We start from the raw sequence: 24,620 nt of genomic DNA on the forward strand, positions 1-24,620 counted from the left end.
ATGAAACTTTTATCACAATCCATCCCATCCTCCGAAACATTCCAGGCCAACCGCAAGGGGCATCTCGAGGCTTTGGCGGTGATCAACGAGGCGGCGGCTTTGGCGGCGGCGGGCGGTGGCGAACGGTCGCGGGACCGGCATCTGTCGCGGGGCAAGATGTTGCCGCGGGAACGGGTGGCGAACCTGCTGGATGCGGGATCGCCTTTTCTGGAAATCGGCGCAACGGCGGCGCATGGCATGTATGGCGGCGCGGCCCCCTGTGCCGGTGTGATCGCCGGTGTCGGGCAGGTGCACGGGCGTGACGTCATGGTCGTGTGCAATGACGCCACCGTCAAGGGCGGCACCTATTATCCGATGACGGTAAAAAAGCACCTGCGTGCACAAGAGATTGCCGAAGAATGCAATCTGCCCTGCGTCTATCTAGTGGACAGCGGCGGGGCGAACCTGCCCAATCAGGACGAAGTGTTCCCCGACCGCGACCATTTCGGGCGGATTTTCTATAATCAGGCGCGGATGTCGGCCAAGGGCATTGCCCAGATCGCCGTGGTGATGGGGTCTTGCACGGCGGGCGGGGCCTATGTGCCGGCGATGTCGGATGTGTCGATTATCGTCAAGGAACAAGGCACGATCTTTCTGGCGGGGCCACCACTGGTCAAGGCAGCCACCGGCGAGGTGGTCACGGCCGAGGATCTGGGCGGCGGGGATGTGCATACGCGCCTGTCCGGTGTTGCGGACTATCTTGCTGAGGATGATACCCACGCGCTGGCACTGGCGCGGGATGCTGTGCGCAATCTGAACGGTGGCGGCGGGGTGAACCCCGCCCTACGGATGGTTGCACCCGAGGAGCCGGCCTATGACCCCGAGGAACTGTTGGGGGTGGTGCCGGCCGATTTGCGCACGCCCTATGACATTCGCGAGGTGATCGCGCGGGTGGTGGATGGCAGCCGGTTTGACGAATTCAAGGCACGGTTCGGCGAAACGCTGGTGACAGGGTTTGCCCATCTGAAGGGCATTCCCGTCGGGATCATCGCCAACAACGGCGTGCTGTTTTCCGAAGCCGCCCAGAAGGGCGCGCATTTTGTCGAACTGTGCAGCCAGCGGAATATCCCGCTGATTTTCCTGCAAAATATCACCGGTTTCATGGTGGGCCGGAAATATGAAAACGAGGGCATCGCGCGGCACGGGGCCAAGCTGGTGACAGCGGTAGCCACCACCAATGTGCCCAAGGTAACGATGGTGATCGGCGGCAGTTTTGGCGCTGGCAATTACGGCATGGCCGGTCGGGCGTATCAGCCACGGTTCATGTGGTCCTGGCCCAACAGCCGGATTTCAGTGATGGGAGGTGAGCAGGCGGCGGGGGTTCTGGCCACTGTGAAACGTGATGCGATTGAACGGGGTGGTGGCGAATGGTCCGCCGAGGAAGAAGCCGCTTTCAAGCAGCCGACGATTGATATGTTCGAGGAGCAGTCGCACCCGCTCTATGCCTCGGCACGTCTGTGGGATGACGGGGTGATTGATCCGCGCAAAACGCGGGATGTGTTGTGGCTGAGCCTGCGGGCCGCGCTGAATGCGCCGATTGAAGAGACGAGGTTCGGACTGTTCCGGATGTGATTTTCGGGCGTATGGCTGTTTGTCGGGGGCCCGATGCCTCCGGCGGGGATATTTGAGGAACAGTAATGATCAAGACACGATTGACGCAACTGTTTGATCTGACCCACCCGATCCTGTCAGCGCCAATGGCGCTTGCCTCGGGCGGGGCTTTGGCGGCGGCTGTGAGCAAGGCGGGTGGACTGGGGTTTATTGGCGGGGCCTATGGCGATACCGATTGGACTATACAGGCGTTTGAGGACGCCGGTGGGGCGCGGGTTGGCTGCGGGTTTATTACATGGAAGCTGGCCGAAAACCCTGATCTGTTGACGCGGGTTCTGGAGCGCGCGCCGGCGGCGTTGTTTTTGTCATTTGGTGATCCGGCGCGGTTTGCGGTCGAAATTGCGGCGGCAGGGGTGCCGCTGATCTGTCAGGTGCAGACTTTGCGCGATGCGCAACATGCGGCAAATGTCGGGGCGGATGTGATTATAGCGCAAGGGGCCGAGGCGGGGGGGCATGGCGAGAAACGCGCGACGATGACGTTGGTTCCTGAAGTGGCAGACTGGCTGGCGACCCATGCGCCGGATGTGTTGCTGCTGGCGGCGGGTGGTATTGCGGACGGGCGCGGTTTGGCGGCCAGCCTGATGTTAGGGGCGGACGGGGTTCTGGTTGGCTCGCGCCTGTGGGCCAGCGCCGAGAGTCTGGCGCATCCCGAGATGGTAAAGGCGGCGATTGCGGCGACGGGGGATGATACGATCCGCTCGACGGTGATGGATGTGGCGCGGGGGCTGAACTGGCCTGAACGCAATACAGCGCGGGTGTTGAAGAATGCGTTTACGGATCGCTGGCACGGGGATCTGGACGGGCTGTTAGGGGTGGCGGAAGTCGAGGCGGCGCGGTGGTCGGCGGCTTGGGAGGCCGGAGACGTCGCCGTGGCCAATACCTTTGTCGGGGAAGTGGCGGGATTGATTCACGGGTGCGAACCGGCGGCAGAAATAATTGAAAGCATGGTGACGGAGGCCGAGGCGTTGTTGCGCGGGGCCGTGTCACGGTTGGAGGAATAGATGTTTAGCAAGATACTGATCGCGAACCGGGGCGAGATTGCCTGTCGGGTGATGCAGACCGCCATCCGGATGGGTGTGGCGACGGTGGCGGTGTATTCGGATGCCGATGCGCAGGCCAAACATGTGGCAATGGCGGATCAGGCGGTGCATATCGGTGGCTCGGCCCCTGCGGACAGTTATCTGCGCGGGGATGTGATGATTGCGGCGGCGCTGGAAACCGGCGCGCAGGCGATCCATCCGGGGTATGGCTTTTTGTCCGAGAACCCCGATTTTGTCGAGGCGGTTCAGGCGGCGGGGCTGGTGTTTATCGGGCCGTCAGCCAGTGCGATCCGCGCGATGGGGTTGAAGGATGCGGCCAAGGTTCTGATGGAAAAGGCCGGCGTGCCGGTAGTGCCCGGCTATCACGGGGCCGATCAGGATCCGGCGCTGTTGGCGGCGGAGGCGGCCAAGATCGGCTATCCGGTGTTGATCAAGGCCGTGGCCGGTGGTGGCGGCAAGGGGATGCGGCTGGTCGAGGCGGCTGCGGAATTTGCCGATGCGCTGGCAGCGGCCAAAGCCGAGGCGCTGAACGGCTTTGGCAATGATGCGGTGTTGATCGAGAAATACATCCAGCGCCCGCGCCATATCGAGGTGCAGGTGTTTGGCGATGGCACCCGCGCGGTGCATCTGTTCGAGCGCGATTGTTCCCTGCAACGGCGCCACCAGAAGGTGATCGAGGAGGCGCCGGCCCCCGGTATGACCGAAGCGGTGCGCGCGGCAATGGGGGCGGCGGCTGTGAAAGCGGCCGAGGCGATTGGCTATTCCGGTGCGGGGACGGTGGAATTTATCGTCGATGGCGCGGGTGGTTTGCGCCCCGCCGGCTTCTGGTTCATGGAAATGAACACGCGGCTTCAGGTCGAACATCCGGTAACCGAGGCGATCACCGGCGAGGATCTGGTGGAGTGGCAGTTGCGGGTGGCCTCGGGCGAGGCGCTGCCACGGTCGCAGGATGATTTGCGGATCAATGGCCATGCCTTCGAGGCGCGGCTTTATGCCGAGGATGTGCCGGCGGGGTTTTTGCCCGCGACCGGCACGCTGACGCATCTGGAGTTTCCACCCGCCGCACGGGCCGATAGCGGCGTGCGGGCGGGCGATGTGATTTCGCCGTTTTATGATCCGATGATTGCCAAACTGACCGTGCATGGCAAAACCCGCGCCGAGGCGCTGGGCAAACTGGCGCGGGTGCTGGAGCTGACCGAGGTGGCCGGATCGGTGACCAATCTGGCGTTTCTGCGGGCTTTGGCCGTGCATCGGGGGTTCGCGGCGGGGGATGTGGACACCGGCCTGATCGCGCGGGATCTGGAGGCGCTGGTGGTGGAACCGGTGGCCTCGGGCGCGGTGGTGGCGCTGGCCGCTTTGGGCGCGCTGGGGTTGCATGGGGAGGTGCCCGAGGAAACGGGGTTTGCCCTGTGGGATCCGCTGGTGCAGTCGGTGCGGCTGGTTGCCGGAGAGGTTGAACATGAGGTGAAGGTCTCGGCGCTGGGCGGCGGGCGGTTTAATGTGCTTGTGGATGGCGTGGCGCATAAGGTGGAGTGGGGCGTTCACTGGTTGGTGGATGGCAAATCGGTGGCGGCGCATGTGGTGCCTTTGGGGGCATCGGTGAGTGTGTTTGCGGGCCACGGGTTCCATTTCGACGTGGTGGATCCGCTACAGGCCGATGCCAGCCATGCGGGGGATGGCAATTTGATCGAGGCGCCGATGCCCGGATTGGTGAAGGGGGTCTTTGCCAAAGCGGGGCAGGTGGTGGCCGAGGGCGACCGGTTGGCCATTCTGGAAGCGATGAAGATGGAACATGCGTTGTTGGCCGTGCGCGATGGTGTGGTGGCTGAAGTGCTGGTGGTCGAGGGGGCGCAGGTCGAGGCCGGTGCGGCCTTTATCCGTTTGGAAGAGGCTGGTTGATAGAGGCCCTTGCGGGCCGCTTTATGTCTCGGCCCCACAAGGGGGCCTCGGGATGCCTGCGGCGCAGGTATTTAGGGCAAGAAGAAGGACAGGCGATGATCATTTTGCATCATGTGGCGCAAGCGCGCAGTTTTCGCACCCTTTGGCTGTTGCAGGAAATGGGGCTGGAATTCGAGGTTCGGCAGTGGAATTTCTTTGACAAATCCATGCGCGGGCCTGAATTCAGGGCCTTGTCCCCTGCCGCGCGGGTGCCGGCGCTGGAGATTGACGGGCGGGTGTTGTTTGAATCAGGCGCGATCACCGAATATCTGGTGGAAACGCGGCCCGAGTGCGGCTTGGGCCGGGATGTGGGGCATGACGAGCGGGCGGACTGGTTGCAGTGGTTGCATTTTGCCGAAACCATTGGCCAGCATCTGGCGAACCTGACCCAGCATCATATTGCTTTGCGTGATCCGGCCATGCGCTCGCCCACCGTGATGCGGCTCGAGGCCAAGCGGCTGGAAAAGGCGCTGGAGGTGGTGGACCGTGCGGTGCAGGGGCAGGACTATCTGCTGGGCAGCGGGTTTTCGGCGGTGGATGTGAATGTCGGCTATGGTGTGATGATCGCACGGCATTTCGTGCCGGAGGATTTATTGCCCGCGCTGGATAGATATTTTCAGCGATTGGTCGCACGCGATGCTTTTGCGCTGGCCAAGGCGCGTGATGGTGATACGGTGATTTACAGAGACGCGTTTTATGCACCACCTGAGGAGGGTTGATTGATGGCCAGAAATTTCGTTGAAATATTCGAGGTGGGGCCGCGTGACGGCCTTCAGAACGAGCCGCGTGCCATTTCGGCCGCCGAGAAGATCGCGCTGGTCGATAAACTGTCCGAGGCGGGGTTTCGACATATCGAGGTGACCAGTTTTGTTTCGCCAAAGGCGGTGCCGCAGATGGCGGACGGGGCCGAGGTGCTGCAAGGGATCATCAAGGCCGACGGGGTGGCCTATACCGCGCTGACGCCCAACATGAAGGGCTACGAGGCCGCGGTGGCCGCCGGTGTGGACGAGATCGCGATTTTCGCCTCGGCCTCGGAGGGGTTCAGTCAGAAGAATATCAATTGCTCGATTGCCGAGAGTTTCGAGCGCTTTGCGCCGATCCTGAAGGCCGCGCGTCATGCGGATATTCCGGTGCGCGGTTATGTGTCCTGTGTCACCGACTGCCCCTATGACGGGCCGGTCGCGCCCGAGGCGGTGGCCAAGGTGGCGGCGGATCTGTTCGCGGCGGGTTGTTACGAGATTTCGCTGGGGGATACGCTGGGCAAAGGCACGCCCGACACGGTGGCGCGGATGTTGCTGGCGGTTCTGAAAGAGGTGCCGGCGCATCGGCTGGCGGGGCATTTCCACAATACCGACGGACACGCGATTGCCAATATTGATGCCGCATTGGCGCTGGGCCTGCGGGTGTTTGATACGGCGATTGGCGGATTGGGCGGCTGCCCCTTTGCGCCTGGCGCCGAAGGGAACGTGGCGACCGAAGCGGTGCAGGAACATGTTACCGCGCTGGGTTATGAAACCGGATTGTGCAGTGAAACGCTGGAAGAAGCGGCCGCAATGGCGCGGCAGATGCGACAGGGATAAGCAATGTTTGAAACGATCAAGGTAGAGACCGACGCGCGCGGGGTGGCTGTGCTGACTTTGAACCTGCCCGACAAACACAATGTGTTATCGGCGCAGATGATTGCCGAATTGACGGATGTTGCTGCGCAACTGGGCGATGATCCCTTTGTGCGGGTTGTGGTTCTGACCGGCGCGGGCCGCAGTTTTTGTGCCGGTGGCGATCTGGCGTGGATGGGGGCGATGATGAAAGCGACCCCCGCCGAGCGGGCCGAGGGCGCGCGGGAGCTGGCGGCGATGCTGAACGCAATCAACACCATGCCAAAGCCGGTGATCGGGCGGCTGAACGGGCAGGCCTATGGCGGCGGTGTGGGCATGGCCTGTGTTTGTGATGTGGCGATCGGGGTTGAGGGCGCGCGGTTCGGGTTGACCGAAACACGGCTGGGGCTGATTCCGGCCACCATCGGCCCCTATGTTGTGGCGCGGATGGGCGAGGCCAATGCGCGCCGCGTGTTCATGTCGTCGCGCCTGTTTGATGCGGAGGAGGCGGTGACGCTGGGGGTGATTGCCAGGGCGGTTGCGCCGGATGATCTGGATGCGGCGGTCGAGGCCGAGGTGCTGCCCTATCTGGCCTGTGCGCCGGGGGCTGTGGCGGCGGCCAAGCAGATGGCGCGGGAATTGGGGCCGCGGATAGATGACGAGGTGGTGGGCAAAACCATTGATGCGCTGGTGGCCCGTTGGGACGGGGAGGAAGCGCATGAGGGGATCGCGGCGTTCTTCGAGAAGCGCAAGGCGTCCTGGGTGGTTGAGGGGTAGGGCTGTTAAGCGGAGTTGCTGAAGCAACGCTTTATATCTCGCTGATGCTCGGGATCGGGGGCTGTCGCCCCCCCTTGCCTGCGGCAATTCCCGCCGAGGATATTTTGCGCAAAAGAGAAGCGGGGATTCGGGCGTTTTCGGGATGTTCTGGCAAAGCTTGATCCAGATCAGCACACAATTGCATACAAAATGCACCAGGGGCCAAAATATCCTGCATTTGGGGGCACGGGTTCTGTTGACCCGCACATAAGGCAGGAGTAAACCACCAAAGAGCAACAACATGTGCAATACGAGCGCGTTAAGGAGCCACACGTGGAAGACCTGTTACGAGAATACCTCCCCATCCTTGTTTTTCTGGGCATGGCAACAGCATTGGGGGCCGTTCTGATCCTTGCCGCTGTCATCCTTGGGCCAACGAATCCCGATCCGGAAAAGCTGAGCGCTTATGAGTGCGGATTTAATGCGTTTGACGATGCGCGGATGAAATTCGATGTGCGGTTTTATCTGGTCGCCATTCTGTTCATCATCTTTGATCTGGAAATTGCGTTTCTGTTTCCCTGGGCGGTGACGTTCAAGGATATGACAGATGTCGGGTTCTGGTCGATGATGGTGTTTTTGGGCGTGCTGACCATCGGCTTTGCCTATGAGTGGAAGAAAGGGGCGCTGGAATGGGAGTGATGTCTGGAGCCAACACCGCAGGGGCCGACAAGGATGTGTCGGTTCGGGCGATGAACGATGCCCTTGCCGACAAGGGTTTTCTGCTGACCACCACAGATGACATCATCAACTGGGCACGCACGGGATCGTTGCACTGGATGACATTCGGTCTGGCCTGTTGTGCGGTTGAAATGATGCACACGGCGATGCCGCGATATGATATCGAGCGCTACGGCTTTGCGCCGCGGGCGAGCCCGCGCCAGTCGGACGTGATGATCGTGGCCGGCACGCTGACCAACAAGATGGCACCGGCCCTGCGCAAGGTTTACGACCAGATGCCCGAGCCGCGCTATGTGATTTCGATGGGCAGTTGCGCCAATGGTGGCGGGTATTATCACTACAGCTATTCCGTGGTGCGGGGCTGTGACCGGATTGTGCCGGTCGATATTTACGTTCCGGGCTGTCCGCCGACAGCCGAGGCGCTGGTTTACGGTGTGTTGCAGTTGCAGCGCCGGATCCGCCGCACGGGCACTTTGATCAGGTAGGGGTGGATATGTCAGACGCATTGAATGAACTGGGCGCCCATATTCAGGCCAAACGGCCGGATGATGTGCTGTCCTATTGCGTGACCAACGGCGAATTGGCGGTCGAGATTGCCCCGACGGGGCTGGCCGGCTTTGTCGAGTTTCTGAAGGTGGACCGCACCTGCCGGTTTTCATCGCTGATTGACATCACGGCGGTGGATTACCCCGAACGGGTCAAGCGGTTCGATGTGGTTTACCATTTCCTGTCGATGTATCAGAACCACCGCATCCGGCTGAAATGCGCCATCCGCGAAGAGGAAAGCGTGCCGTCGATCACTGATGTGCATAAATCCGCAGGCTGGTTTGAACGCGAAGTGTTCGACATGTTCGGTATTCTATTTTCCGGCCATCCCGATCTGCGCCGCATTCTGACCGATTACGGCTTTCGCGGCCATCCGCTGCGCAAGGATTTCCCGACCACCGGCTATGTCGAAGTGCGCTATGACGAAGTGGAAAAGCGCGTGGTTTACGAGCCGGTGACACTGGTTCAGGAATACCGGCAGTTCGATTTCATGTCCCCGTGGGAAGGGGCGCAATACATCCTGCCCGGCGATGAGAAAACCGACGAGGCAAAGGGCTGATGATGGGCGAGGCGGTTCTCATGTACGGTATCGGGGCAGTGAAGGCCGGCACCAGCTGGCTGTTCAACTACCTCGAGGGGCACCCCGAGTGCGCCATGCCGCCCTATAAGGAGCTGCGCTATTTCTACATGCTGGAAAATGACCATTTCGAGGGCCAGATCAAGAAGGTGCGCGTGTTGATCGCCGATCTGAAGGACAGTCTGGAAACCGCCCCCGAAGATCGCAAGCCGATGATCCGCAAGCGTCTGAACAAGACGCGCCACTGGCTGAAGGTTCTGCGCGAGCATCGCGATGATCCGGCGGCCTATGCGGCCTATATGATGGATCAGGCCAATGGGGCCAAGCTGACGGCGGATATTACGCCGGAATATTCGATGATGCCGGTTGCCCGTTTGAAACAGATGGCCGGCGTAGTGGCGAATACGCGGTTTGTCTATTTGCTGCGCGACCCGCTGGATCGGCTGTGGTCGAATATCCGCATGAACGCATGGCGCAAAACCAAAGACCCCAAAGCGATGCGCGCCCTTGCGCTGGCCGAGGTGGACCGGATTCTGGATGGCAAATCCAGCCCCGCGTATGAGCGTTCGGATTATGTCCACGGGTTGACGGCGCTGGAAACTGCCGTGCCCGAGGCGCGCCGCAAGGTGATGTTCTACGAGACCCTGTTTACAGACGACAGCATCCGCGAGCTGTGCGCCTTTTTGGGGCTAAGCAATCACAAGGCGGCCCTGGACAAAAGAATACATCAGGGTGTGCCGATTAAGCTGGACGCGGCGCGACGCTCCGGCCTGCAAAAACTGCTTGCGCCGCAATACCATGCGGTTGAAAAGCGCTTTCAGACACTTCCTGCCCGCTGGCAGGACAATATGGCGAGGGTCTAGGATTATGGACGGCTCCAAATTTGACGACGGATCGGTTGATGCCCGTCAGGGCGAACAGAAAATCCGCAATTTCAATATCAACTTTGGCCCGCAGCACCCTGCGGCCCACGGTGTGTTGCGTATGGTTCTGGAACTGGACGGCGAGATTGTAGAACGCGCTGACCCGCACATTGGCCTGCTGCACCGCGGCACCGAAAAGCTGATGGAGAGCCGCACCTATCTGCAATCTCTGCCCTATTTCGACCGGCTGGATTACGTTGCGCCGATGAATCAAGAACACGCCTGGTGTCTGGCGATTGAAAAACTGACGGGCGTCGAGGTGCCGCGCCGGGCATCGTTGATCCGCGTGCTGTTTTCTGAAATCGGCCGTATCCTGAACCATCTGCTGAACGTGACCACACAGGCGATGGACGTTGGCGCGCTGACGCCGCCGGTCTGGGGGTTCGAGCAACGCGAAATCCTGATGGTGTTTTATGAACGCGCCTGTGGCGCACGCCTGCACGCGGCCTATTTCCGCCCCGGTGGTGTGCATCAGGATCTGCCGCCGCAACTGATCGAGGATATTGACGATTGGGCGGTGAACGAATTCCCGCAGTTCATGGAAGATTTGGACGGGTTGCTGACCGAAAACCGTGTGTTCAAGCAGCGCAATGTGGATATCGGGGTTGTCAAGGAACAGGATATTCTGGACTGGAGTTTTTCCGGTGTAATGGTGCGCGGGTCCGGCCTTGCCTGGGATTTGCGCCGCGCGCAGCCTTATGAATGTTATGACGAATTCGAATTCGACATTCCGGTGGGCACAAATGGTGATTGTTATGACCGCTATCTGTGCCGGATGCAGGAAATGCGCGAAAGCATCAAGATCATCCGTCAGGCCTGTGAAAAACTGCGCAACGAGCCGGGCGATGTTCTGGCGCGGGGCAAGCTGACCCCGCCAAAACGCGGCGAGATGAAAACCAGCATGGAAGCGCTGATCCACCATTTCAAACTGTACACCGAGGGTTTCCACGTTCCCGCCGGCGAGGTTTACGCCGCGATCGAGGCACCCAAAGGGGAATTCGGTGTGTTTCTGGTGGCAGATGGCAGCAACAAACCTTACCGCGCCAAGATCCGCGCGCCGGGGTATTTGCACTTGCAAGCAATGGATTTCGTTGCGACCGGCCACCAGTTGGCCGATGTCGCGGCAATTATCGGTAGTATGGACGTTGTATTTGGAGAAATTGACAGATGATTAAATTTACTAAACTGACAACCGTTGTTGCGGTGGCCCTGGTTGCCATGCCCGCGATGGCGCAGAATGTGCAAAGCCCCAGCAAAGGGTTATATCGCCTGATCGACAATTCGGACGGGTATTTCAACGTGCGCGACAATGTGGTGATGATCGAAGGCGAGGATGATATCAAAGCCTGCCGTTTCGGCCTGACACCGGAATTCTTTGCCGCATACGGGGCAGGGGACGCCGCCGGGATCGAGGTAAACCAGCCCGAGGTCGTTTGCGCCTCGATCACCGAATTCAACGTGGTTGATACCGCTGCCGAAATCAATGACACGGCGGAACTGTATAACTTCATCGACAATTCCGAAGCCTATGTGAACGTGACGCAGAATATCGTGATGATCGAAGGCGAAAGCGATATCGAGTTTTGCCACTTTGATCTGTCGGATGAATATTTCGCTGCTGTTGCCGGGAATGACGATGCCGCGATGGCTGCCAATCAGCCCAAGGTCACATGCGTTCCTTTTGCGGATGTCAGCAAATGATCCAGATCGGCAACATATCCTTTGTGACAAAGGCCGTTGCCCTGTGTGGTATGGCTTTCACAGCCGGTTGTGCGCCGGCTGACGAAAGCCATGTGACGCAAAAACAAAAAGACAGATTTATCGCCGCGATGATTTCTGCCGGATGCCTTGTGAATTCGGAAGAAGCGGCGGTGAAGGTCGAAAAACAAACCGGTTTTTCCGAAGAAAAACTGACCGCGATTGTGCTTGAGCTGAAAGAAACCGGAGAAGTGGTCCGGGAAAGCGACAGCCTGAAACTGATAAACGAGGGATGCCCGTAATGCTGCGACGCCTGCACCATACGCAACCGGATGATTTTGCCTATACCCCTGCCAATCAGGCATGGGCCGAGGCGCAGATCACGAAATATCCCGAAGGCCGTCAGGCCAGCGCCATCATCGCGCTGCTGTGGCGCGCGCAGGAACAAGAAGGCTGGCTGACCCGTCCGGCGATGGAATATGTCGCCGATATGCTGGGTATGGCTCATATCCGCGCCTATGAGGTGGCCTCGTTCTATTTCATGTTCCAGTTGCAGCCGGTTGGATCGGTCGCGCATATTCAGGTATGCGGCACCACATCCTGTATGATTTGCGGCGCCGAAGATCTGATCGGTATTTGCCGCGAGAAAATCGCCCCAAACCCGCATGAACTGTCGGCAGACGGCAAATTCAGCTGGGAAGAGGTGGAATGTCTGGGCGCCTGCACCAACGCGCCGATGGCGCAAATCGGCAAGGATTACTACGAGGATCTGACCGCCGCGCGGTTCACCGAAATTCTGGACGAACTGGCCGAAGGCAAAGTGCCCGTGCCCGGCCCGCAGAACGGACGCTATGCTGCCGAACCGCTGGCGGGTTTGACGTCATTGACCGAATATGACAGCGGCAAGACGCAATATAATGCATCCGTGCAACGCGCGGTGGATGTTGGCGATACGGTCAAGCGGATTGACGGCACAGAGGTGCCTTTGCTGACGCCATGGCTGGGAAAATCCGGCAAGGCAGCGGCGAAACCGGCAACCAAGCCGAAAGCCGCAGCAAAGCCAAAGGCCAAGCCCGCAGCGAAACCGGCGGCCAAACCGCGCGGCACCAAAACCACCACCAAGGTTGCCCGCAAGCCCGTGGCGGCAGACGGCAAGCCCGAGTTGCTGAAAAAGGCCCGCGCCGGTGGTGCTGATGACCTGAAACAGATCAAGGGCGTTGGTCCGAAACTGGAAAAGATGTTGAACACCATGGGTGTGTTCCATTTTGATCAGGTCGCAAGCTGGCGTGCGAAAGAAGTGCAATGGGTCGATGACAACCTTGAGGGTTTCAAAGGCCGGGTTTCGCGGGATGAATGGGTCAAACAGGCCAAGGTTCTGGCCAAGGGCGGCACCACAGAGTTTTCGAAAAAAGTCAAAAAGGGCGGCGTTTATAAATAGCGCCGGTAAAACAGGTTATGAGTGACAAACAGAACACAGCAAAAAGAAACGGGCGCCCGGTGCGGGCAGCATCGTCTGCGGTTCTGTGTGTATTTTATTGCAACAGGGAAAATAAGGGATGAATGATATGAGTGAAGAAAAAGAAGGCGGTCTGTTTACCTGTCCGGTGATGAGCTGGATCGTGGGGGCGTTATTGGGTTTCGCAACCTATCTGATCATGACCGGTCGTTATCAGATGGGCGCAATCGTGTCGATTATCGCGGCTTTGATTGTGTTGGGTGTAGTCGGTTTTCTGCTGCAACGGTTTTTCTGTGCCGGCGTAACCGAAACCCGTCATCCCGAACCGGAAGTCCATGAAATTGCAGCCGATCCGGTTGCCGTTGCCGAGGTCGAAAATATCACCACTGGTGATTTGGGAATGCCTTATGGCATCCCCGAAAGGGCACCGGAAGAACCCAGGCCTGTAGCGGCAGCAAAACCTGTCGCAGTGGTAAAAACGGCCTCAGAGGATAGCGTTTCCAAAGCGGATGCGGCCCAGGCAGGTGATGCACCCAAGCCCGAACCAGCCGCCAAAGCACCAACAGCGCCCAAAGCCAAAGCCAAGGCGGCCGCAAAGCCAAAAGCCGCAAGCAAGCCGAAAGCGGCTGCGAAACCTAAAGCCGCCGCAAAACCGGAAGCCAAAAAGCAGGCCACAAAAACCACAACCAAACCGGCCCGCAAACCCGTGGCCAAGGACGGCAAGCCCGAGTTTCTGAAGAAACCCCGTGCCGGTGGTGCGGATGATCTGAAGCAGATCAAGGGTGTCGGCCCGAAACTGGAGCAAATGCTGAACAAAATGGGGGTGTTCCATTTTGATCAGGTTGCCGGCTGGCGCGCAAAAGAAGTGCAGTGGGTTGACGATAACCTAGAAGGTTTCAAAGGCCGTGTTTCGCGTGACGAATGGGTGAAGCAGGCCAAAGTTCTTGCCAAGGGCGGAAAGACCGAATTTTCCAAGAAAGTGGAAAAGGGCGGTGTCTACGCCAAGAACAAGAAGTAAACGAGAGAGTTAGGAAATGACACTAAGCCCCGATCAGGAACAAGCACTGGCGCGCAAGTCGCGTATGGTGGCCGTGGTTATCGCGGTTGTCGTGGTGCTGTGGATGGGGGCTCAGTGGATTGGCGGGCGGATCGGGCTGGACCCGAAATTTGCCTTCCTGTTTGATCTGGCCGCATTGGCCGCGTTCTTTTGGACAATGATCGTAACATATCAAATCTGGCGCAGGCGCCGGGACAGCAGAGGATAAGGCCCATGCTCAAGGATCAGGATCGGATCTTTACCAATCTATACGGGATGCATGACCGCAGCCTTGCGGGCGCGAAAAAGCGTGGCCATTGGGATGGCACGGCTGCGATCCTTAAAAAGGGCCGCGACTGGATCGTGGAAGAGGCCAAATCATCCGGCCTGCGCGGCCGTGGTGGCGCGGGTTTTCCGACCGGCCTGAAATGGTCCTTCATGCCCAAGGAATCTGACGGCCGCCCCGCCTATCTGGTGATCAACGCCGATGAATCCGAACCCGGCACCTGCAAAGACCGCGAAATCATGCGCCATGATCCGCATACCCTGATCGAAGGCGCGCTGATTGCGTCCTTCGCGATGGGGGCACATGCGGCCTATATCTATATCCGCGGTGAATTCATCCGCGAACGCGAAGCACTGCAAGCGGCGATCGACGAATGTTATGACGCCGGACTGCTGGGCAAGAATGCCGCGAAATCCGGTTGGGATTTCGACCTCTATCTGGCCCATGGTGCTGGCGCCTACATCTGCGGCGAGGAAACCGCGATGCTGGAAAGCCTGGAGGGCAAGAAAGGCATGCCACGCATGAAGCCGCCGTTTCCGGCTGGTGCGGGTCTGTATGGCTGTCCGACCACGGTCAACAACGTTGAATCCATCGCCGTGATCCCGACCATCATGCGGCGTGGTGGCAGCTGGTTCTCCAGCATGGGCCGCCCGAATAACGCGGGCACCAAACTGTTCGGGATTTCCGGCCATGTGGTGAACCCCTGTGTGGTCGAAGAAGAAATGTCGATCCCGCTGCGCGAACTGCTGGAAAAACATTGCGGCGGTGTTCGCGGGGGCTGGGACAATCTGAAAGCGGTTATTCCGGGCGGGTCCTCTGTGCCGTTGCTGCCACGCGATGTGGCGGACGAATGTATCATGGATTTCGACTGGCTGCGTGAACAACGCTCGGGTCTTGGTACCGCAGCGGTGATCGTGATGGACGAAAGCACCGACATCATCAAAGCGATCTGGCGCCTAAGCAAATTCTACAAGCACGAAAGCTGTGGCCAGTGCACCCCGTGCCGCGAAGGCACCGGCTGGATGATGCGTGTGATGGACCGTCTGGTGACGGGCGATGCGGAAATTGAAGAAATCGACATGCTGCTGGACGTGACCAAACAGGTCGAAGGGCACACGATTTGTGCGCTTGGCGACGCGGCAGCCTGGCCCATTCAGGGGCTGGTGCGCCATTTCCGCGAGGAAATCGAGGACCGGATCAAGTACAAGAAAACAGGGCGGGTTTCCGCTGTGGCAGCCGAGTGATGATACAGTGTTATTGCATAACAACAGGTGGCGTACCCATCTCCTTTTTATCAAAAGGAGACGACCTATGACTTATGCAAAAACCACATTTGTAACCGCTTTGACTGTTTTCACCCTGACAACGGGCATGGCCTTGGCCAAAACGCCCCTGCCAAAAGAAAACCATATCAATTATTCGCTGATGGCCGGCGTGGTGGCGGATAATATCCGCAAAACCTGCCCCAGCATATCGGCCCGGATGTTTGTCGCCTGGAGCAAGCTGAACGCGCTGAAATCCTATGCGATCAGCAAAGGCTATACCGAACCCGAGGTTCGGGCCTTCCTGAAAGATCCAAAAGAAAAAGCCCGCGTCAAAGGCATGGCGGCGGATTACCTGAAAGCGCGTGGCGCGGTAGAAGGCGATCCCGAAAGCTATTGCGCTGTGGGCCGTGAAGAAATCGCCAAGAAAAGCCTTATTGGCCAGATGTTGAGGGCAAGATAACACCATGACCGACCTGCGCAAAATCATCATCGACGACACCGAAGTCGAAGTTGAAGGGGCAATGACCCTTATTCAGGCATGTGAACAAGCCGGCGTGGAAATCCCGCGTTTTTGTTATCACGAACGCCTGTCCATCGCGGGGAATTGCCGCATGTGTCTGGTCGAGGTTGTCGGCGGGCCGCCCAAACCTGCGGCCTCCTGCGCCATGCAGGTGCGCGATCTGCGCCCCGGTCCCGAAGGCCAGCCGCCGGTGGTGAAAACCAATTCGCCGATGGTGAAAAAGGCGCGCGAAGGCGTGATGGAATTCATGCTGATCAACCACCCGCTGGATTGCCCGATTTGCGATCAGGGCGGCGAATGCGATTTGCAGGATCAGGCGATGGCTTACGGTATTTCCGCAAGCCGTTACAAAGAACCCAAACGCGCGGTTGATAATCTGGAGCTTGGACCGCTGGTCGCCACCGAAATGACCCGCTGTATTTCCTGCACCCGTTGCGTGCGTTTTACCACAGAAGTGGCGGGTATTACCGTGATGGGCCAGATCGGCCGTGGCGAGGATGCGGAAATCACCGCCTATCTGGATGAAACCCTGAACAGCAACCTGCAAGGCAACATCATTGATCTGTGCCCTGTCGGCGCGCTGACCAACAAGCCCTATGCCTTCACCGCCCGCCCGTGGGAATTGACCAAGACCGAGACCATCGACGTGATGGACGCGCTGGGGTCCAACATTCGGGTGGATACCAAAGGGCGCGAAGTCAAACGCATCCTGCCGCGCAACCATGATGGTGTGAACGAAGAATGGATTTCCGACAAAACCCGTTTTGTCTGGGATGGGTTGCGTAGCCAACGTCTGGACCAGCCCTATGTACGCGTGGCCGGCAAGCTGAAGCCCGCAACATGGGGCGAGGCGCTGGCCGCTGCTGCCAAAGCCATGAAAGACGCCAAGGTTGCCGGTCTGGTCGGTGATCTGGTTCCGGTCGAGGCCGCCTTTGCCCTGAAACAGTTGATCGAGGGGCTGGGGGGCAATGTCGAATGCCGCGTTGACGGGGCGAAACTGCCCGAAGGCAACCGTTCCGGTTACGTTGGCACCGCCACGATCGAGGATATCGACAATGCGCAGATGATCCAGCTGATCGGCTGTGATCCGCGCAACGAAGCACCGGTTCTGAATGCGCGCATCCGCAAGGCCTGGAGCAACGGGGCGCAGATTGGTCTGATCGGGCAGCCGGTAGACCTGACTTACGATTATTTCCACATGGGTGACAGCCGGGCCGATCTGATGGCGACCATGGACAAGAAATTCGACGAGGTGCTGAAAGTGCCTTCGGTTGTCATCGTCGGCATGGGTGCGCTGCGCGAGGCCGATGGCGAAGCCGTTCTGTCCCAGGCGATGAAACTGGCCGAGGCCACAGACAGCAAACTGATGGTGCTGCACACTGCCGCCGCCCGCGTGGGCGCGATGGATGTGGGGGCCGTGACCGAAGGCGGCATGACCGCCGCGCTGGACGGGGCCGAGGTGGTCTATAATCTGGGTGCAGACGAGGTGGAAATCGCCAAGGGCGCGTTTGTGATTTATCAGGGCAGCCACGGCGACCGTGGCGCGCATCGGGCGGATGTGATCCTGCCTGCCGCAGCCTATACCGAGGAAAGTGGCGTGTTCGTGAATGCCGAGGGGCGGCCACAGATGGCCAACCGTGCCGGTTTCCCTCCGGGGCAGGCCAAGGAAAACTGGGCCATCCTGCGGGCGCTGTCGGGGGAATTGGGGGCTGCACTGCCTTATGACACGCTGGCGCAGCTGCGTCAGGCGATCGTCGCCGAGGTGCCGCATATGGCGAAAATCGACGTGGTTCCGCAAAACGAATGGAAACGGGTGGCGCTGCGCGATCCGGCCAAAACGGCCACATTCCTGAACGCGATCAATGATTTCTATCTGACCAACCCGATTGCACGGGCCAGCAAGCTGATGGGCGAACTGTCGGCACTGGCCAAGGCACGCGGCGCAACAAAGGTGGCGGCAGAGTGATGATGCAGCAGGCGGTTCATAAGGCCCCGATTGCCCTTGCCCTTTTGGGCGGGGTGGCAGCCTGTGCGCCTGCGGAACCTGTGGATCAAATGGCGTTCGAGCCGGAATATCTGGGGGTGCAGACGCGCCTGCTGGATGATGATCTGGTCAATATGTTCGTCACCATGCGCGGGGCGCGGGACCGGGCGGATGTGGCGGCCTATGCTGAATGTGCGGCGGCGGAATATACGCTGATCCGTGGCTACAATTATTTGCGCCATTTGCGCACAAATATTGACGAAAAGAATGGCCAGTGGCGCGGGGATGCTATTTATACCATCTCGGCAGACAAGCCGCTGGGACTGAAGACGATCGATGCCAGGGCCGCGGTGGCCGGATGCGTCGAAAACAAGATACCAAGGGTGTGAGGACCAATGGCTGAATTTTTAGCAACCCCGCTGGGGATATTCGTACTAATCTTCGCACAAGTGCTTGCGATCATTGCTTTTGTAATGATTTCACTGCTGTTTCTTGTCTGGGGCGATCGTAAAATCTGGGCCGCTGTGCAGATGCGCAAAGGGCCGAATATTGTGGGGGCCTATGGTCTGCTGCAATCGGTGGCCGATGCGCTGAAATATGTGGTGAAAGAAGTGATCGTGCCGGCCGGTGCGGACAAGCCGCTGTTCTTCCTTGCGCCGATGGTGGCCTTTGTGATGTCGATGCTGACATGGGCAGTGCTGCCGTTCAATGACGGCTGGGTTTTGGCCGATATGAACGTTGCGGTGCTCTATGTGTTCGCGATTGGCGGGCTTGAGGTTTACGGCGTGATCATCGGCGGCTGGGCGTCCAACTCGAAATACCCGTTCCTTGGGGCGATGCGTTCTGCCGCACAGATGATTTCCTACGAGGTGTCGATCGGGTTGATCCTGATCGGGGTGATCATTTCCACAGGCTCGCTGAATTTCAGCGATATTGTGCGGGCACAGGATGGCAATTACGGCTTCTTCAGCTGGTACTGGCTGCCGCATTTCCCGATGGTGTTCCTGTTCTTCATCAGCGCGCTGGCGGAAACCAACCGCCCGCCGTTCGACCTGCCCGAAGCAGAATCCGAACTGGTTGCGGGTTTTATGGTGGAATATTCGGCAACCGTTTATCTGCTGTATATGGCCGGTGAATACATCGCCATCTTTATGATGTGCGGCCTGATTTCGGTGCTGTTCTTTGGCGGCTGGCTGTCGCCCATCCCGGGCCTGCCCGATGGTGTGCTGTGGATGTTTGGCAAAATGGTGTTCTTCTTTTTCATCTTCGCGATGGTCAAGGCGATCACCCCGCGCTACCGCTATGACCAACTGATGCGCATTGGCTGGAAAGTATTCCTGCCGCTGTCGCTGGCATGGGTCGTATTCGTTGCCTTCATGGCGCATTTCGGAGCCTTCGGCGGGGCCTATGCCCGCTGGGCCGTAGGGGGATAAGAACATGGCATTTGATTACGTTCGCGCAACCAAATACTTCCTGCTGTTTGATTACATCAAAGGGTTCCAGCTGGGATTCAAGTATTTCTTTGCCCCCAAGGCCACGCTGAACTACCCGCATGAAAAGGGCCCGCTGAGCCCGCGTTTTCGCGGCGAACACGCGCTGCGCCGCTATCCGAACGGCGAGGAACGCTGCATTGCCTGTAAACTCTGCGAGGCGATCTGCCCCGCACAGGCGATCACCATTGACGCCGAGCCACGGGATGATGGCAGCCGCCGCACCACGCGCTATGACATCGACATGACCAAATGCATCTACTGCGGTTTCTGCCAAGAGGCCTGTCCGGTGGATGCGATCGTCGAGGGGCCGAATTTCGAATTCGCCACAGAAACCCGCGAAGAACTGTTTTACGACAAAGAAAAACTGCTGGACAACGGCGACCGCTGGGAAGCCGAAATTGCCCGCAATCTGGAACTGGACGCGCCTTATCGCTAAGGCAAGCAGGGGCAACGACCCCGTGAACGAAGGGACATAGAAATGGGTGTAGCCGATTTCGCATTTTACATCTTCGCCATTAGTGCGGTGATCGGGGGGCTGTTTACGGTCGTCTCGAAAAACCCTGTGCATTCGGTGCTATGGCTGATTTTGGCGTTCCTGTCATCGGCAGGGCTGTTTGTGCTGCTGGGGGCCGAATTCGTGGCGATGCTGCTGGTCATTGTTTACGTTGGCGCTGTGGCGGTTCTGTTCATGTTCGTGGTGATGATGATCGACGTGGACTTTGCCGAACTGCGCGGACAGATGGCCAAATATGTGCCGATTGCGCTGTTGATCGGGGTGGTTCTGTTGCTAGAGCTGTCGCTGGCATTCGGTGTCTGGCAGGTGTCGGAAAATGCCGAGGCCGTACGCCGCGCCGTGGCCCCCGATATGACCGAGGTCCACAATACAGCCGCATTGGGGCAGCTGATCTATGATAAATATATCTATCTCTTCCAGACGGCAGGGCTGATCCTGCTGGTGGCGATGATCGGGGCGATTGTGCTGACACTGCGCCACCGTGTGAACATCAAGCGCCAGAACGTGATGGCGCAGATGCATCGTGATCCGGCCAAGGCGATGGAAGTAATTGACGTGAAACCGGGGCAGGGGTTGTAAGATGTTAACATTCAAATCAGTGCTTATCGGGTTTGCTGTTGGAGCGGCGATCATGTTTGCCCAGAATTTTTCCCGAAAAAACAAGAACATTACTAAGGGGCGTGATCATGATCGGAATTGAAAACTATCTGGCCGTCGGCGCCGCGCTGTTCGTGATCGGGATTTTCGGGATTTTCCTGAACCGCAAGAACGTGATCATCATTTTGATGTCGATCGAACTGATGCTACTGGCTGTCAATATCAACCTTGTCGCCTTTTCGTCCTTTTCCGGCGATCTGGTCGGGCAGGTGTTCACCATATTCGTGCTGACCGTAGCCGCCGCCGAGGCGGCGATCGGTCTGGCGATCCTTGTTGTGTTCTTCCGCAACCGCGGCACGATTGACGTTGAAGACGTCAACGTGATGAAGGGGTAAATACGATGCTGCAAACAATACTTTTTGCCCCCCTGATCGGCGCGCTGATCGCCGGTTTCGGTTGGCGGATCATCGGCGAAAAAGGCGCACAGATGCTGACCACGGGGCTGTTGTTCCTGTCGGCGCTGCTAAGCTGGGTGGTGTTCCTGACCTTTGACGGGGAAACCCAGCACATCCAGATCCTGCGCTTTATCGAAAGCGGCACGCTGTCCACCGATTGGGGCATCCGGCTGGATCGCCTGACCGCGATCATGCTGATTGTGGTGACCACGGTGTCCAGTCTGGTTCACCTCTACAGCTTTGGCTATATGGAGGACGACCCGCAGTGGGGCGAGGGCCAGAACTACAAGGCGCGCTTCTTTGCGTATCTGTCGTTCTTTACCTTTGCTATGCTGGCGCTGGTAACCGCTGACAATCTGGTGCAGATGTTCTTTGGCTGGGAAGGGGTTGGCGTTGCGTCCTACCTGCTGATCGGATTTTACTACAAAAAACCCAGCGCGAATGCCGCCGCGATCAAGGCCTTTGTGGTCAACCGTGTGGGCGATTTCGGCTTTGCCCTTGGCATCTTTGGCCTGTTCTATCTGACCGACAGCATCAAAATGGACGATGTTTTCGCCGCCGCACCGCAACTGGCTGAAACCAACCTGCAATTCCTTTGGACGGAATGGAACGCCGCCAACCTGCTGGCTGTTCTGCTGTTCATCGGCGCGATGGGGAAATCGGCGCAATTGTTCCTGCACACCTGGTTGCCCGACGCGATGGAAGGCCCGACCCCTGTGTCGGCCCTGATCCACGCCGCGACCATGGTGACCGCCGGTGTGTTCCTTGTCTGCCGCATGTCGCCGCTGATGGAATACGCGCCACAAGCCACCACATTCATCGTGGTAATCGGCGCGGCCACGGCCTTTGTCGCCGCCACAATCGGGCTGGTGCAAAACGATATCAAACGTGTGATCGCCTATTCAACCATGTCGCAGCTGGGCTATATGTTCGTGGCGGCTGGTGTTGGCGCTTACGGCGTGGCCATGTTCCACCTGCTGACACACGCGTTTTTCAAGGCGATGTTGTTCCTTGGCGCCGGTTCGGTAATCACCGCGATGCACCACGAACAGGACATGCGCAACTACGGTAACCTGCGCAAGAAAATCCCGATGACGTTTTATGCGATGCTGATTGGCACGCTGGCGATCACCGGTGTGGGTATCCCGCTGACCAGCATCGGTTTTGCCGGCTTCCTGTCCAAGGACGCGATCATCGAGAGCGCCTTTGCAGGCGGGACCGGTGCGTCCTACTACGCCTTCTGGGCGCTGGTCATCGCTGCGGCGTTCACCAGTTTTTACAGCTGGCGTTTGATGTTCATGACCTTCTGGGGCAAGGCGCGCGGTGACGCACACACCCATGACCACGCCCACGAAAGCCCGCTGACCATGCTGGTGCCGCTGGGTGTTCTGGGTCTTGGCGCCGTCTTCTCGGGGATGGTTTGGTACAACAGTTTCTTTGGCGACCACGAAAAGATGCTGACGTTCTTTGGTATGGAACAGCATCAGACCGAGGCTATGGCTGAAGGTGAAGCCGCATCTGAAGCCACCACAAGCCATAACGCCATGAACGAGGGCGCCCCAAAGGGTGCGATCTTTATGGGGCCGGAAAACGAAGTGATCGAAAAGGCGCATGAATCCCCGGCCTGGGTCAAGGTGTCGCCGTTTATCGCGATGGTTCTGGGCTTTGTGCTGGCCTGGTATTTCTATATCGTCAACACGGCCGCGCCGCGCCGTCTGGCAGAAATCCAGCCGATGCTGTACCGGTTCCTGCTGAACAAATGGTATTTCGATGAAATTTACGACGCGTTGATCGTGCGCCCTGCGTTCGCGATTGGCCGGTTCCTGTGGAAGAAGGGTGATATGGGCGTGATTGATGGCAGCATCAACGGGGTGGCAATGGGGATTATCCCGTTCTTTACCCGCCTCGCAGGCCGCGCCCAAAGCGGTTATGTCTTTACTTATGCGCTGGCCATGGTGATCGGGATTGTTGTTCTGATCACATGGATGGCGATCAGCGGGGGGGCAGAATAATGGAAAACCTTCTTTCTATTGTCACCTTTATCCCCGCCCTTGCGGCACTGATACTGGCGGTATTCCTGCGCGGCAACGATGCTGCGGCGCAAAAGAACGCGAAATGGCTGGCGCTGCTGGCAACGTCGGCCACGTTCATCCTGTCAATTTTCATCCTGACCGGGTTCGAGCCTGCGGATACGGGTTTCCAGTTCGTCGAGGAAAAGGACTGGATCCTTGGCCTGAAATACAAAATGGGCGTGGACGGGATTTCGGTTTTGTTCGTGATGCTGACCACCTTCCTGATGCCGATCACCATTGCGGCATGTTGGGGCGTAACGGTGCGCGTCAAGGAATACATGATCGCCTTCCTGTTGCTGGAAACCCTGATGCTGGGCGTTTTCATGGCGCTGGATCTGGTGCTGTTCTATCTGTTCTTCGAAGCAGGCCTGATCCCGATGTTCCTGATCATTGGTATCTGGGGCGGCAAGGACCGGATTTATGCCGCGTTCAAGTTCTTCCTTTATACCTTCTTGGGATCGGTGCTGATGCTGGTGGCGATGATCGCCATGTATCGTGACGCGGGCACAACGGATATTCCGACGCTGCTGAACCACACCTTCAGCTCCAGCACGATGAGCATCTTCGGCTTCCAGATTATCGGCGGGTTGCAAACCCTGCTGTGGCTGGCATTCTTTGCCTCCTTTGCGGTGAAAATGCCGATGTGGCCGGTGCATACCTGGCTGCCGGATGCGCACGTTCAGGCCCCCACGGCCGGTTCGGTTGTGCTGGCGGCGGTGCTGTTGAAGATGGGGGGCTATGGCTTCTTGCGGTTCAGCCTGCCGATGTTCCCTGTCGGGTCCGACATACTGGGGCCGCTGGTGCTGTGGTTGTCGGTGATTGCGATTGTCTATACCTCGCTGGTGGCGATGGTGCAGGAAGACATGAAAAAGCTGATCGCCTATTCCTCGGTCGCGCATATGGGTTATGTGACCATGGGTATCTTTGCGGTGAACCAGCAGGGTGTTGATGGCGCCATCTTCCAGATGATCAGCCACGGCTTTGTCTCGGGCGCGCTGTTCCTATGTGTCGGCGTGATCTATGACCGGATGCACACCCGCGATATTGACGCCTATGGTGGTCTGGCAAACCGGATGCCGAAATATGCGCTGATCTTTATGTTCTTCACCATGGCCAATGTCGGCCTGCCCGGCACCTCGGGCTTTGTCGGGGAATTCCTGACATTGATGGGGATTTTCCAGGTGAACACATGGGTTGCGGCCTTTGCCACAACCGGCGTGATCCTGTCGGCGTCCTATGCGCTGTGGCTGTATCGTCGCGTCGTGTTTGGCGACCTGATCAAGGAAAGCCTGAAATCCATCACAGATCTGGATACCCGCGAGAAGCTGATCTTTGCACCATTGGTGTTCATGACCCTGCTGTTGGGGATTTATCCGGCGCTGGTGCTGGATATCATCGGCCCTTCGGTCGAAGCGCTTGTTAATAACTATCACGCAGTGATCCCGGCCGATGCGGCCGCGGCACTGGCAACACATTAGGGG

General features: G+C 58.6%; 26 protein-coding genes. All 26 read left to right on the forward strand.

Annotated elements, in window-relative coordinates; genetic code table 11:
- The 26 genes from BAR1_RS05090 (at position 1) to BAR1_RS05215 (ending at position 24,617) form a co-directional block, all read left to right on the forward strand.
- The gene (locus tag BAR1_RS05090) at positions 1–1,611 is read left to right on the forward strand and encodes a carboxyl transferase domain-containing protein (protein WP_118942015.1); all 1,611 of its coding nucleotides are present in this window, start codon (positions 1–3) and stop codon (positions 1,609–1,611) included.
- A 65-nt stretch (positions 1,612–1,676) separates the two neighbouring features.
- The gene (locus tag BAR1_RS05095) at positions 1,677–2,651 is read left to right on the forward strand and encodes an NAD(P)H-dependent flavin oxidoreductase (RefSeq protein WP_118942016.1); all 975 of its coding nucleotides are present in this window, start codon (positions 1,677–1,679) and stop codon (positions 2,649–2,651) included.
- Positions 2,652–4,589 carry an ATP-binding protein gene (locus BAR1_RS05100; protein WP_118942017.1) on the forward strand — a complete coding sequence of 646 codons (1,938 nt, stop codon included), beginning with the start codon at positions 2,652–2,654 and terminating at the stop codon, positions 4,587–4,589.
- Positions 4,590–4,684: 95 nt separating this feature from the next.
- Entirely contained in the window at positions 4,685–5,347 is a 663-nt protein-coding gene (locus BAR1_RS05105; protein ID WP_118942018.1) for a glutathione S-transferase family protein, read from the forward strand.
- Between the two features lie 3 nt (positions 5,348–5,350).
- Positions 5,351–6,208, forward strand: coding sequence for a hydroxymethylglutaryl-CoA lyase (locus BAR1_RS05110; RefSeq protein WP_118942019.1), 858 nt, complete (start codon positions 5,351–5,353; stop codon positions 6,206–6,208).
- 3 nt (positions 6,209–6,211) lie between these two features.
- Entirely contained in the window at positions 6,212–7,000 is a 789-nt protein-coding gene (locus BAR1_RS05115) for a crotonase/enoyl-CoA hydratase family protein (protein WP_118942020.1), read from the forward strand.
- Positions 7,001–7,312: 312 nt separating this feature from the next.
- Positions 7,313–7,678 (forward strand): NADH-quinone oxidoreductase subunit A, encoded by a 366-nt coding sequence (locus BAR1_RS05120; RefSeq protein ID WP_118942021.1) that lies wholly within the window; start codon positions 7,313–7,315, stop codon positions 7,676–7,678.
- Complete coding sequence (locus BAR1_RS05125; protein WP_118942022.1) at positions 7,669–8,202, forward strand: NuoB/complex I 20 kDa subunit family protein; 534 nt, start codon at positions 7,669–7,671, stop codon at positions 8,200–8,202. The genes BAR1_RS05120 and BAR1_RS05125 overlap by 10 nt, the downstream gene beginning before the upstream one ends.
- An 8-nt stretch (positions 8,203–8,210) precedes the next feature.
- Positions 8,211–8,822, forward strand: coding sequence for an NADH-quinone oxidoreductase subunit C (locus BAR1_RS05130; protein WP_118942023.1), 612 nt, complete (start codon positions 8,211–8,213; stop codon positions 8,820–8,822).
- Entirely contained in the window at positions 8,822–9,703 is an 882-nt protein-coding gene (locus BAR1_RS05135) for a sulfotransferase (protein WP_118942024.1), read from the forward strand. The genes BAR1_RS05130 and BAR1_RS05135 overlap by 1 nt, the downstream gene beginning before the upstream one ends.
- A gap of 4 nt (positions 9,704–9,707) precedes the next feature.
- A complete protein-coding gene (locus BAR1_RS05140; RefSeq protein ID WP_118942025.1) occupies positions 9,708–10,934 on the forward strand; it encodes an NADH-quinone oxidoreductase subunit D in 1,227 nt (408 codons plus the stop codon).
- Positions 10,931–11,464 carry a hypothetical protein gene (locus BAR1_RS05145; protein ID WP_118942026.1) on the forward strand — a complete coding sequence of 178 codons (534 nt, stop codon included), beginning with the start codon at positions 10,931–10,933 and terminating at the stop codon, positions 11,462–11,464. The genes BAR1_RS05140 and BAR1_RS05145 overlap by 4 nt, the downstream gene beginning before the upstream one ends.
- Complete coding sequence (locus BAR1_RS05150) at positions 11,461–11,763, forward strand: hypothetical protein (RefSeq protein WP_118942027.1); 303 nt, start codon at positions 11,461–11,463, stop codon at positions 11,761–11,763. The genes BAR1_RS05145 and BAR1_RS05150 overlap by 4 nt, the downstream gene beginning before the upstream one ends.
- Positions 11,763–12,899, forward strand: a complete 1,137-nt coding sequence (locus BAR1_RS05155; protein WP_118942028.1) for an NADH-quinone oxidoreductase subunit E — start codon at positions 11,763–11,765, stop codon at positions 12,897–12,899. Before BAR1_RS05150 ends, BAR1_RS05155 begins: the two co-directional genes overlap by 1 nt.
- 127 nt (positions 12,900–13,026) lie before the next feature.
- On the forward strand, positions 13,027–13,935 hold the full coding sequence (locus tag BAR1_RS18085; protein ID WP_194295020.1) for a hypothetical protein: 909 nt from the start codon (positions 13,027–13,029) through the stop codon (positions 13,933–13,935).
- A gap of 16 nt (positions 13,936–13,951) precedes the next feature.
- Positions 13,952–14,182 carry a DUF5337 domain-containing protein gene (locus BAR1_RS05165; RefSeq protein WP_118942029.1) on the forward strand — a complete coding sequence of 77 codons (231 nt, stop codon included), beginning with the start codon at positions 13,952–13,954 and terminating at the stop codon, positions 14,180–14,182.
- Positions 14,183–14,187: 5 nt separating this feature from the next.
- Positions 14,188–15,483: an NADH-quinone oxidoreductase subunit NuoF gene (nuoF, locus tag BAR1_RS05170; protein WP_118942030.1), complete on the forward strand. Its 1,296-nt coding sequence runs from the start codon at positions 14,188–14,190 to the stop codon at positions 15,481–15,483.
- A 67-nt stretch (positions 15,484–15,550) separates the two neighbouring features.
- The gene (locus BAR1_RS05175) at positions 15,551–15,964 is read left to right on the forward strand and encodes a DUF5333 domain-containing protein (RefSeq protein WP_118942031.1); all 414 of its coding nucleotides are present in this window, start codon (positions 15,551–15,553) and stop codon (positions 15,962–15,964) included.
- Positions 15,965–15,968: 4 nt separating this feature from the next.
- Positions 15,969–17,990, forward strand: a complete 2,022-nt coding sequence (nuoG, locus tag BAR1_RS05180; RefSeq protein ID WP_118942032.1) for an NADH-quinone oxidoreductase subunit NuoG — start codon at positions 15,969–15,971, stop codon at positions 17,988–17,990.
- Positions 17,991–17,992: 2 nt separating this feature from the next.
- The gene (locus tag BAR1_RS05185; protein WP_194295032.1) at positions 17,993–18,397 is read left to right on the forward strand and encodes a hypothetical protein; all 405 of its coding nucleotides are present in this window, start codon (positions 17,993–17,995) and stop codon (positions 18,395–18,397) included.
- 6 nt (positions 18,398–18,403) lie between these two features.
- Positions 18,404–19,441: an NADH-quinone oxidoreductase subunit NuoH gene (gene nuoH, locus BAR1_RS05190; RefSeq protein ID WP_118942034.1), complete on the forward strand. Its 1,038-nt coding sequence runs from the start codon at positions 18,404–18,406 to the stop codon at positions 19,439–19,441.
- Positions 19,442–19,445: 4 nt separating this feature from the next.
- A complete protein-coding gene (gene nuoI / locus BAR1_RS05195; protein WP_118942035.1) occupies positions 19,446–19,937 on the forward strand; it encodes an NADH-quinone oxidoreductase subunit NuoI in 492 nt (163 codons plus the stop codon).
- A 42-nt stretch (positions 19,938–19,979) separates the two neighbouring features.
- On the forward strand, positions 19,980–20,594 hold the full coding sequence (locus tag BAR1_RS05200) for an NADH-quinone oxidoreductase subunit J (RefSeq protein ID WP_118942036.1): 615 nt from the start codon (positions 19,980–19,982) through the stop codon (positions 20,592–20,594).
- A gap of 107 nt (positions 20,595–20,701) precedes the next feature.
- Positions 20,702–21,007, forward strand: a complete 306-nt coding sequence (gene nuoK / locus BAR1_RS05205; protein ID WP_118942037.1) for an NADH-quinone oxidoreductase subunit NuoK — start codon at positions 20,702–20,704, stop codon at positions 21,005–21,007.
- 5 nt (positions 21,008–21,012) lie between these two features.
- Positions 21,013–23,079 (forward strand): NADH-quinone oxidoreductase subunit L, encoded by a 2,067-nt coding sequence (gene nuoL, locus BAR1_RS05210; protein ID WP_118942038.1) that lies wholly within the window; start codon positions 21,013–21,015, stop codon positions 23,077–23,079.
- Complete coding sequence (locus tag BAR1_RS05215; protein ID WP_118942039.1) at positions 23,079–24,617, forward strand: NADH-quinone oxidoreductase subunit M; 1,539 nt, start codon at positions 23,079–23,081, stop codon at positions 24,615–24,617. Before nuoL ends, BAR1_RS05215 begins: the two co-directional genes overlap by 1 nt.
- Positions 24,618–24,620 lie beyond the last annotated feature (3 nt).

The sequence above is a fragment of the Profundibacter amoris genome (genome assembly GCF_003544895.1).
Taxonomy (GTDB): domain Bacteria; phylum Pseudomonadota; class Alphaproteobacteria; order Rhodobacterales; family Rhodobacteraceae; genus Profundibacter; species Profundibacter amoris.

What these genes read in the sequence shown, in the direction of transcription:
- BAR1_RS05090 (WP_118942015.1), top strand. Translation starts at nt 1, where the DNA reads ATGAAACTTTTATCACAATCCATCCCATCCTCCGAAACATTCCAGGCC.
- BAR1_RS05095 (WP_118942016.1), top strand. Translation starts at nt 1,677, where the DNA reads ATGATCAAGACACGATTGACGCAACTGTTTGATCTGACCCACCCGATC.
- BAR1_RS05100 (WP_118942017.1), top strand. Translation starts at nt 2,652, where the DNA reads ATGTTTAGCAAGATACTGATCGCGAACCGGGGCGAGATTGCCTGTCGG.
- BAR1_RS05105 (WP_118942018.1), top strand. Translation starts at nt 4,685, where the DNA reads ATGATCATTTTGCATCATGTGGCGCAAGCGCGCAGTTTTCGCACCCTT.
- BAR1_RS05110 (WP_118942019.1), top strand. Translation starts at nt 5,351, where the DNA reads ATGGCCAGAAATTTCGTTGAAATATTCGAGGTGGGGCCGCGTGACGGC.
- BAR1_RS05115 (WP_118942020.1), top strand. Translation starts at nt 6,212, where the DNA reads ATGTTTGAAACGATCAAGGTAGAGACCGACGCGCGCGGGGTGGCTGTG.
- BAR1_RS05125 (WP_118942022.1), top strand. Translation starts at nt 7,669, where the DNA reads ATGGGAGTGATGTCTGGAGCCAACACCGCAGGGGCCGACAAGGATGTG.
- BAR1_RS05130 (WP_118942023.1), top strand. Translation starts at nt 8,211, where the DNA reads ATGTCAGACGCATTGAATGAACTGGGCGCCCATATTCAGGCCAAACGG.
- BAR1_RS05135 (WP_118942024.1), top strand. Translation starts at nt 8,822, where the DNA reads ATGATGGGCGAGGCGGTTCTCATGTACGGTATCGGGGCAGTGAAGGCC.
- BAR1_RS05140 (WP_118942025.1), top strand. Translation starts at nt 9,708, where the DNA reads ATGGACGGCTCCAAATTTGACGACGGATCGGTTGATGCCCGTCAGGGC.
- BAR1_RS05145 (WP_118942026.1), top strand. Translation starts at nt 10,931, where the DNA reads ATGATTAAATTTACTAAACTGACAACCGTTGTTGCGGTGGCCCTGGTT.
- BAR1_RS05150 (WP_118942027.1), top strand. Translation starts at nt 11,461, where the DNA reads ATGATCCAGATCGGCAACATATCCTTTGTGACAAAGGCCGTTGCCCTG.
- BAR1_RS05155 (WP_118942028.1), top strand. Translation starts at nt 11,763, where the DNA reads ATGCTGCGACGCCTGCACCATACGCAACCGGATGATTTTGCCTATACC.
- BAR1_RS18085 (WP_194295020.1), top strand. Translation starts at nt 13,027, where the DNA reads ATGAGTGAAGAAAAAGAAGGCGGTCTGTTTACCTGTCCGGTGATGAGC.
- BAR1_RS05165 (WP_118942029.1), top strand. Translation starts at nt 13,952, where the DNA reads ATGACACTAAGCCCCGATCAGGAACAAGCACTGGCGCGCAAGTCGCGT.
- nuoF (WP_118942030.1), top strand. Translation starts at nt 14,188, where the DNA reads ATGCTCAAGGATCAGGATCGGATCTTTACCAATCTATACGGGATGCAT.
- BAR1_RS05175 (WP_118942031.1), top strand. Translation starts at nt 15,551, where the DNA reads ATGACTTATGCAAAAACCACATTTGTAACCGCTTTGACTGTTTTCACC.
- nuoG (WP_118942032.1), top strand. Translation starts at nt 15,969, where the DNA reads ATGACCGACCTGCGCAAAATCATCATCGACGACACCGAAGTCGAAGTT.
- BAR1_RS05185 (WP_194295032.1), top strand. Translation starts at nt 17,993, where the DNA reads ATGCAGCAGGCGGTTCATAAGGCCCCGATTGCCCTTGCCCTTTTGGGC.
- nuoH (WP_118942034.1), top strand. Translation starts at nt 18,404, where the DNA reads ATGGCTGAATTTTTAGCAACCCCGCTGGGGATATTCGTACTAATCTTC.
- nuoI (WP_118942035.1), top strand. Translation starts at nt 19,446, where the DNA reads ATGGCATTTGATTACGTTCGCGCAACCAAATACTTCCTGCTGTTTGAT.
- BAR1_RS05200 (WP_118942036.1), top strand. Translation starts at nt 19,980, where the DNA reads ATGGGTGTAGCCGATTTCGCATTTTACATCTTCGCCATTAGTGCGGTG.
- nuoK (WP_118942037.1), top strand. Translation starts at nt 20,702, where the DNA reads ATGATCGGAATTGAAAACTATCTGGCCGTCGGCGCCGCGCTGTTCGTG.
- nuoL (WP_118942038.1), top strand. Translation starts at nt 21,013, where the DNA reads ATGCTGCAAACAATACTTTTTGCCCCCCTGATCGGCGCGCTGATCGCC.
- BAR1_RS05215 (WP_118942039.1), top strand. Translation starts at nt 23,079, where the DNA reads ATGGAAAACCTTCTTTCTATTGTCACCTTTATCCCCGCCCTTGCGGCA.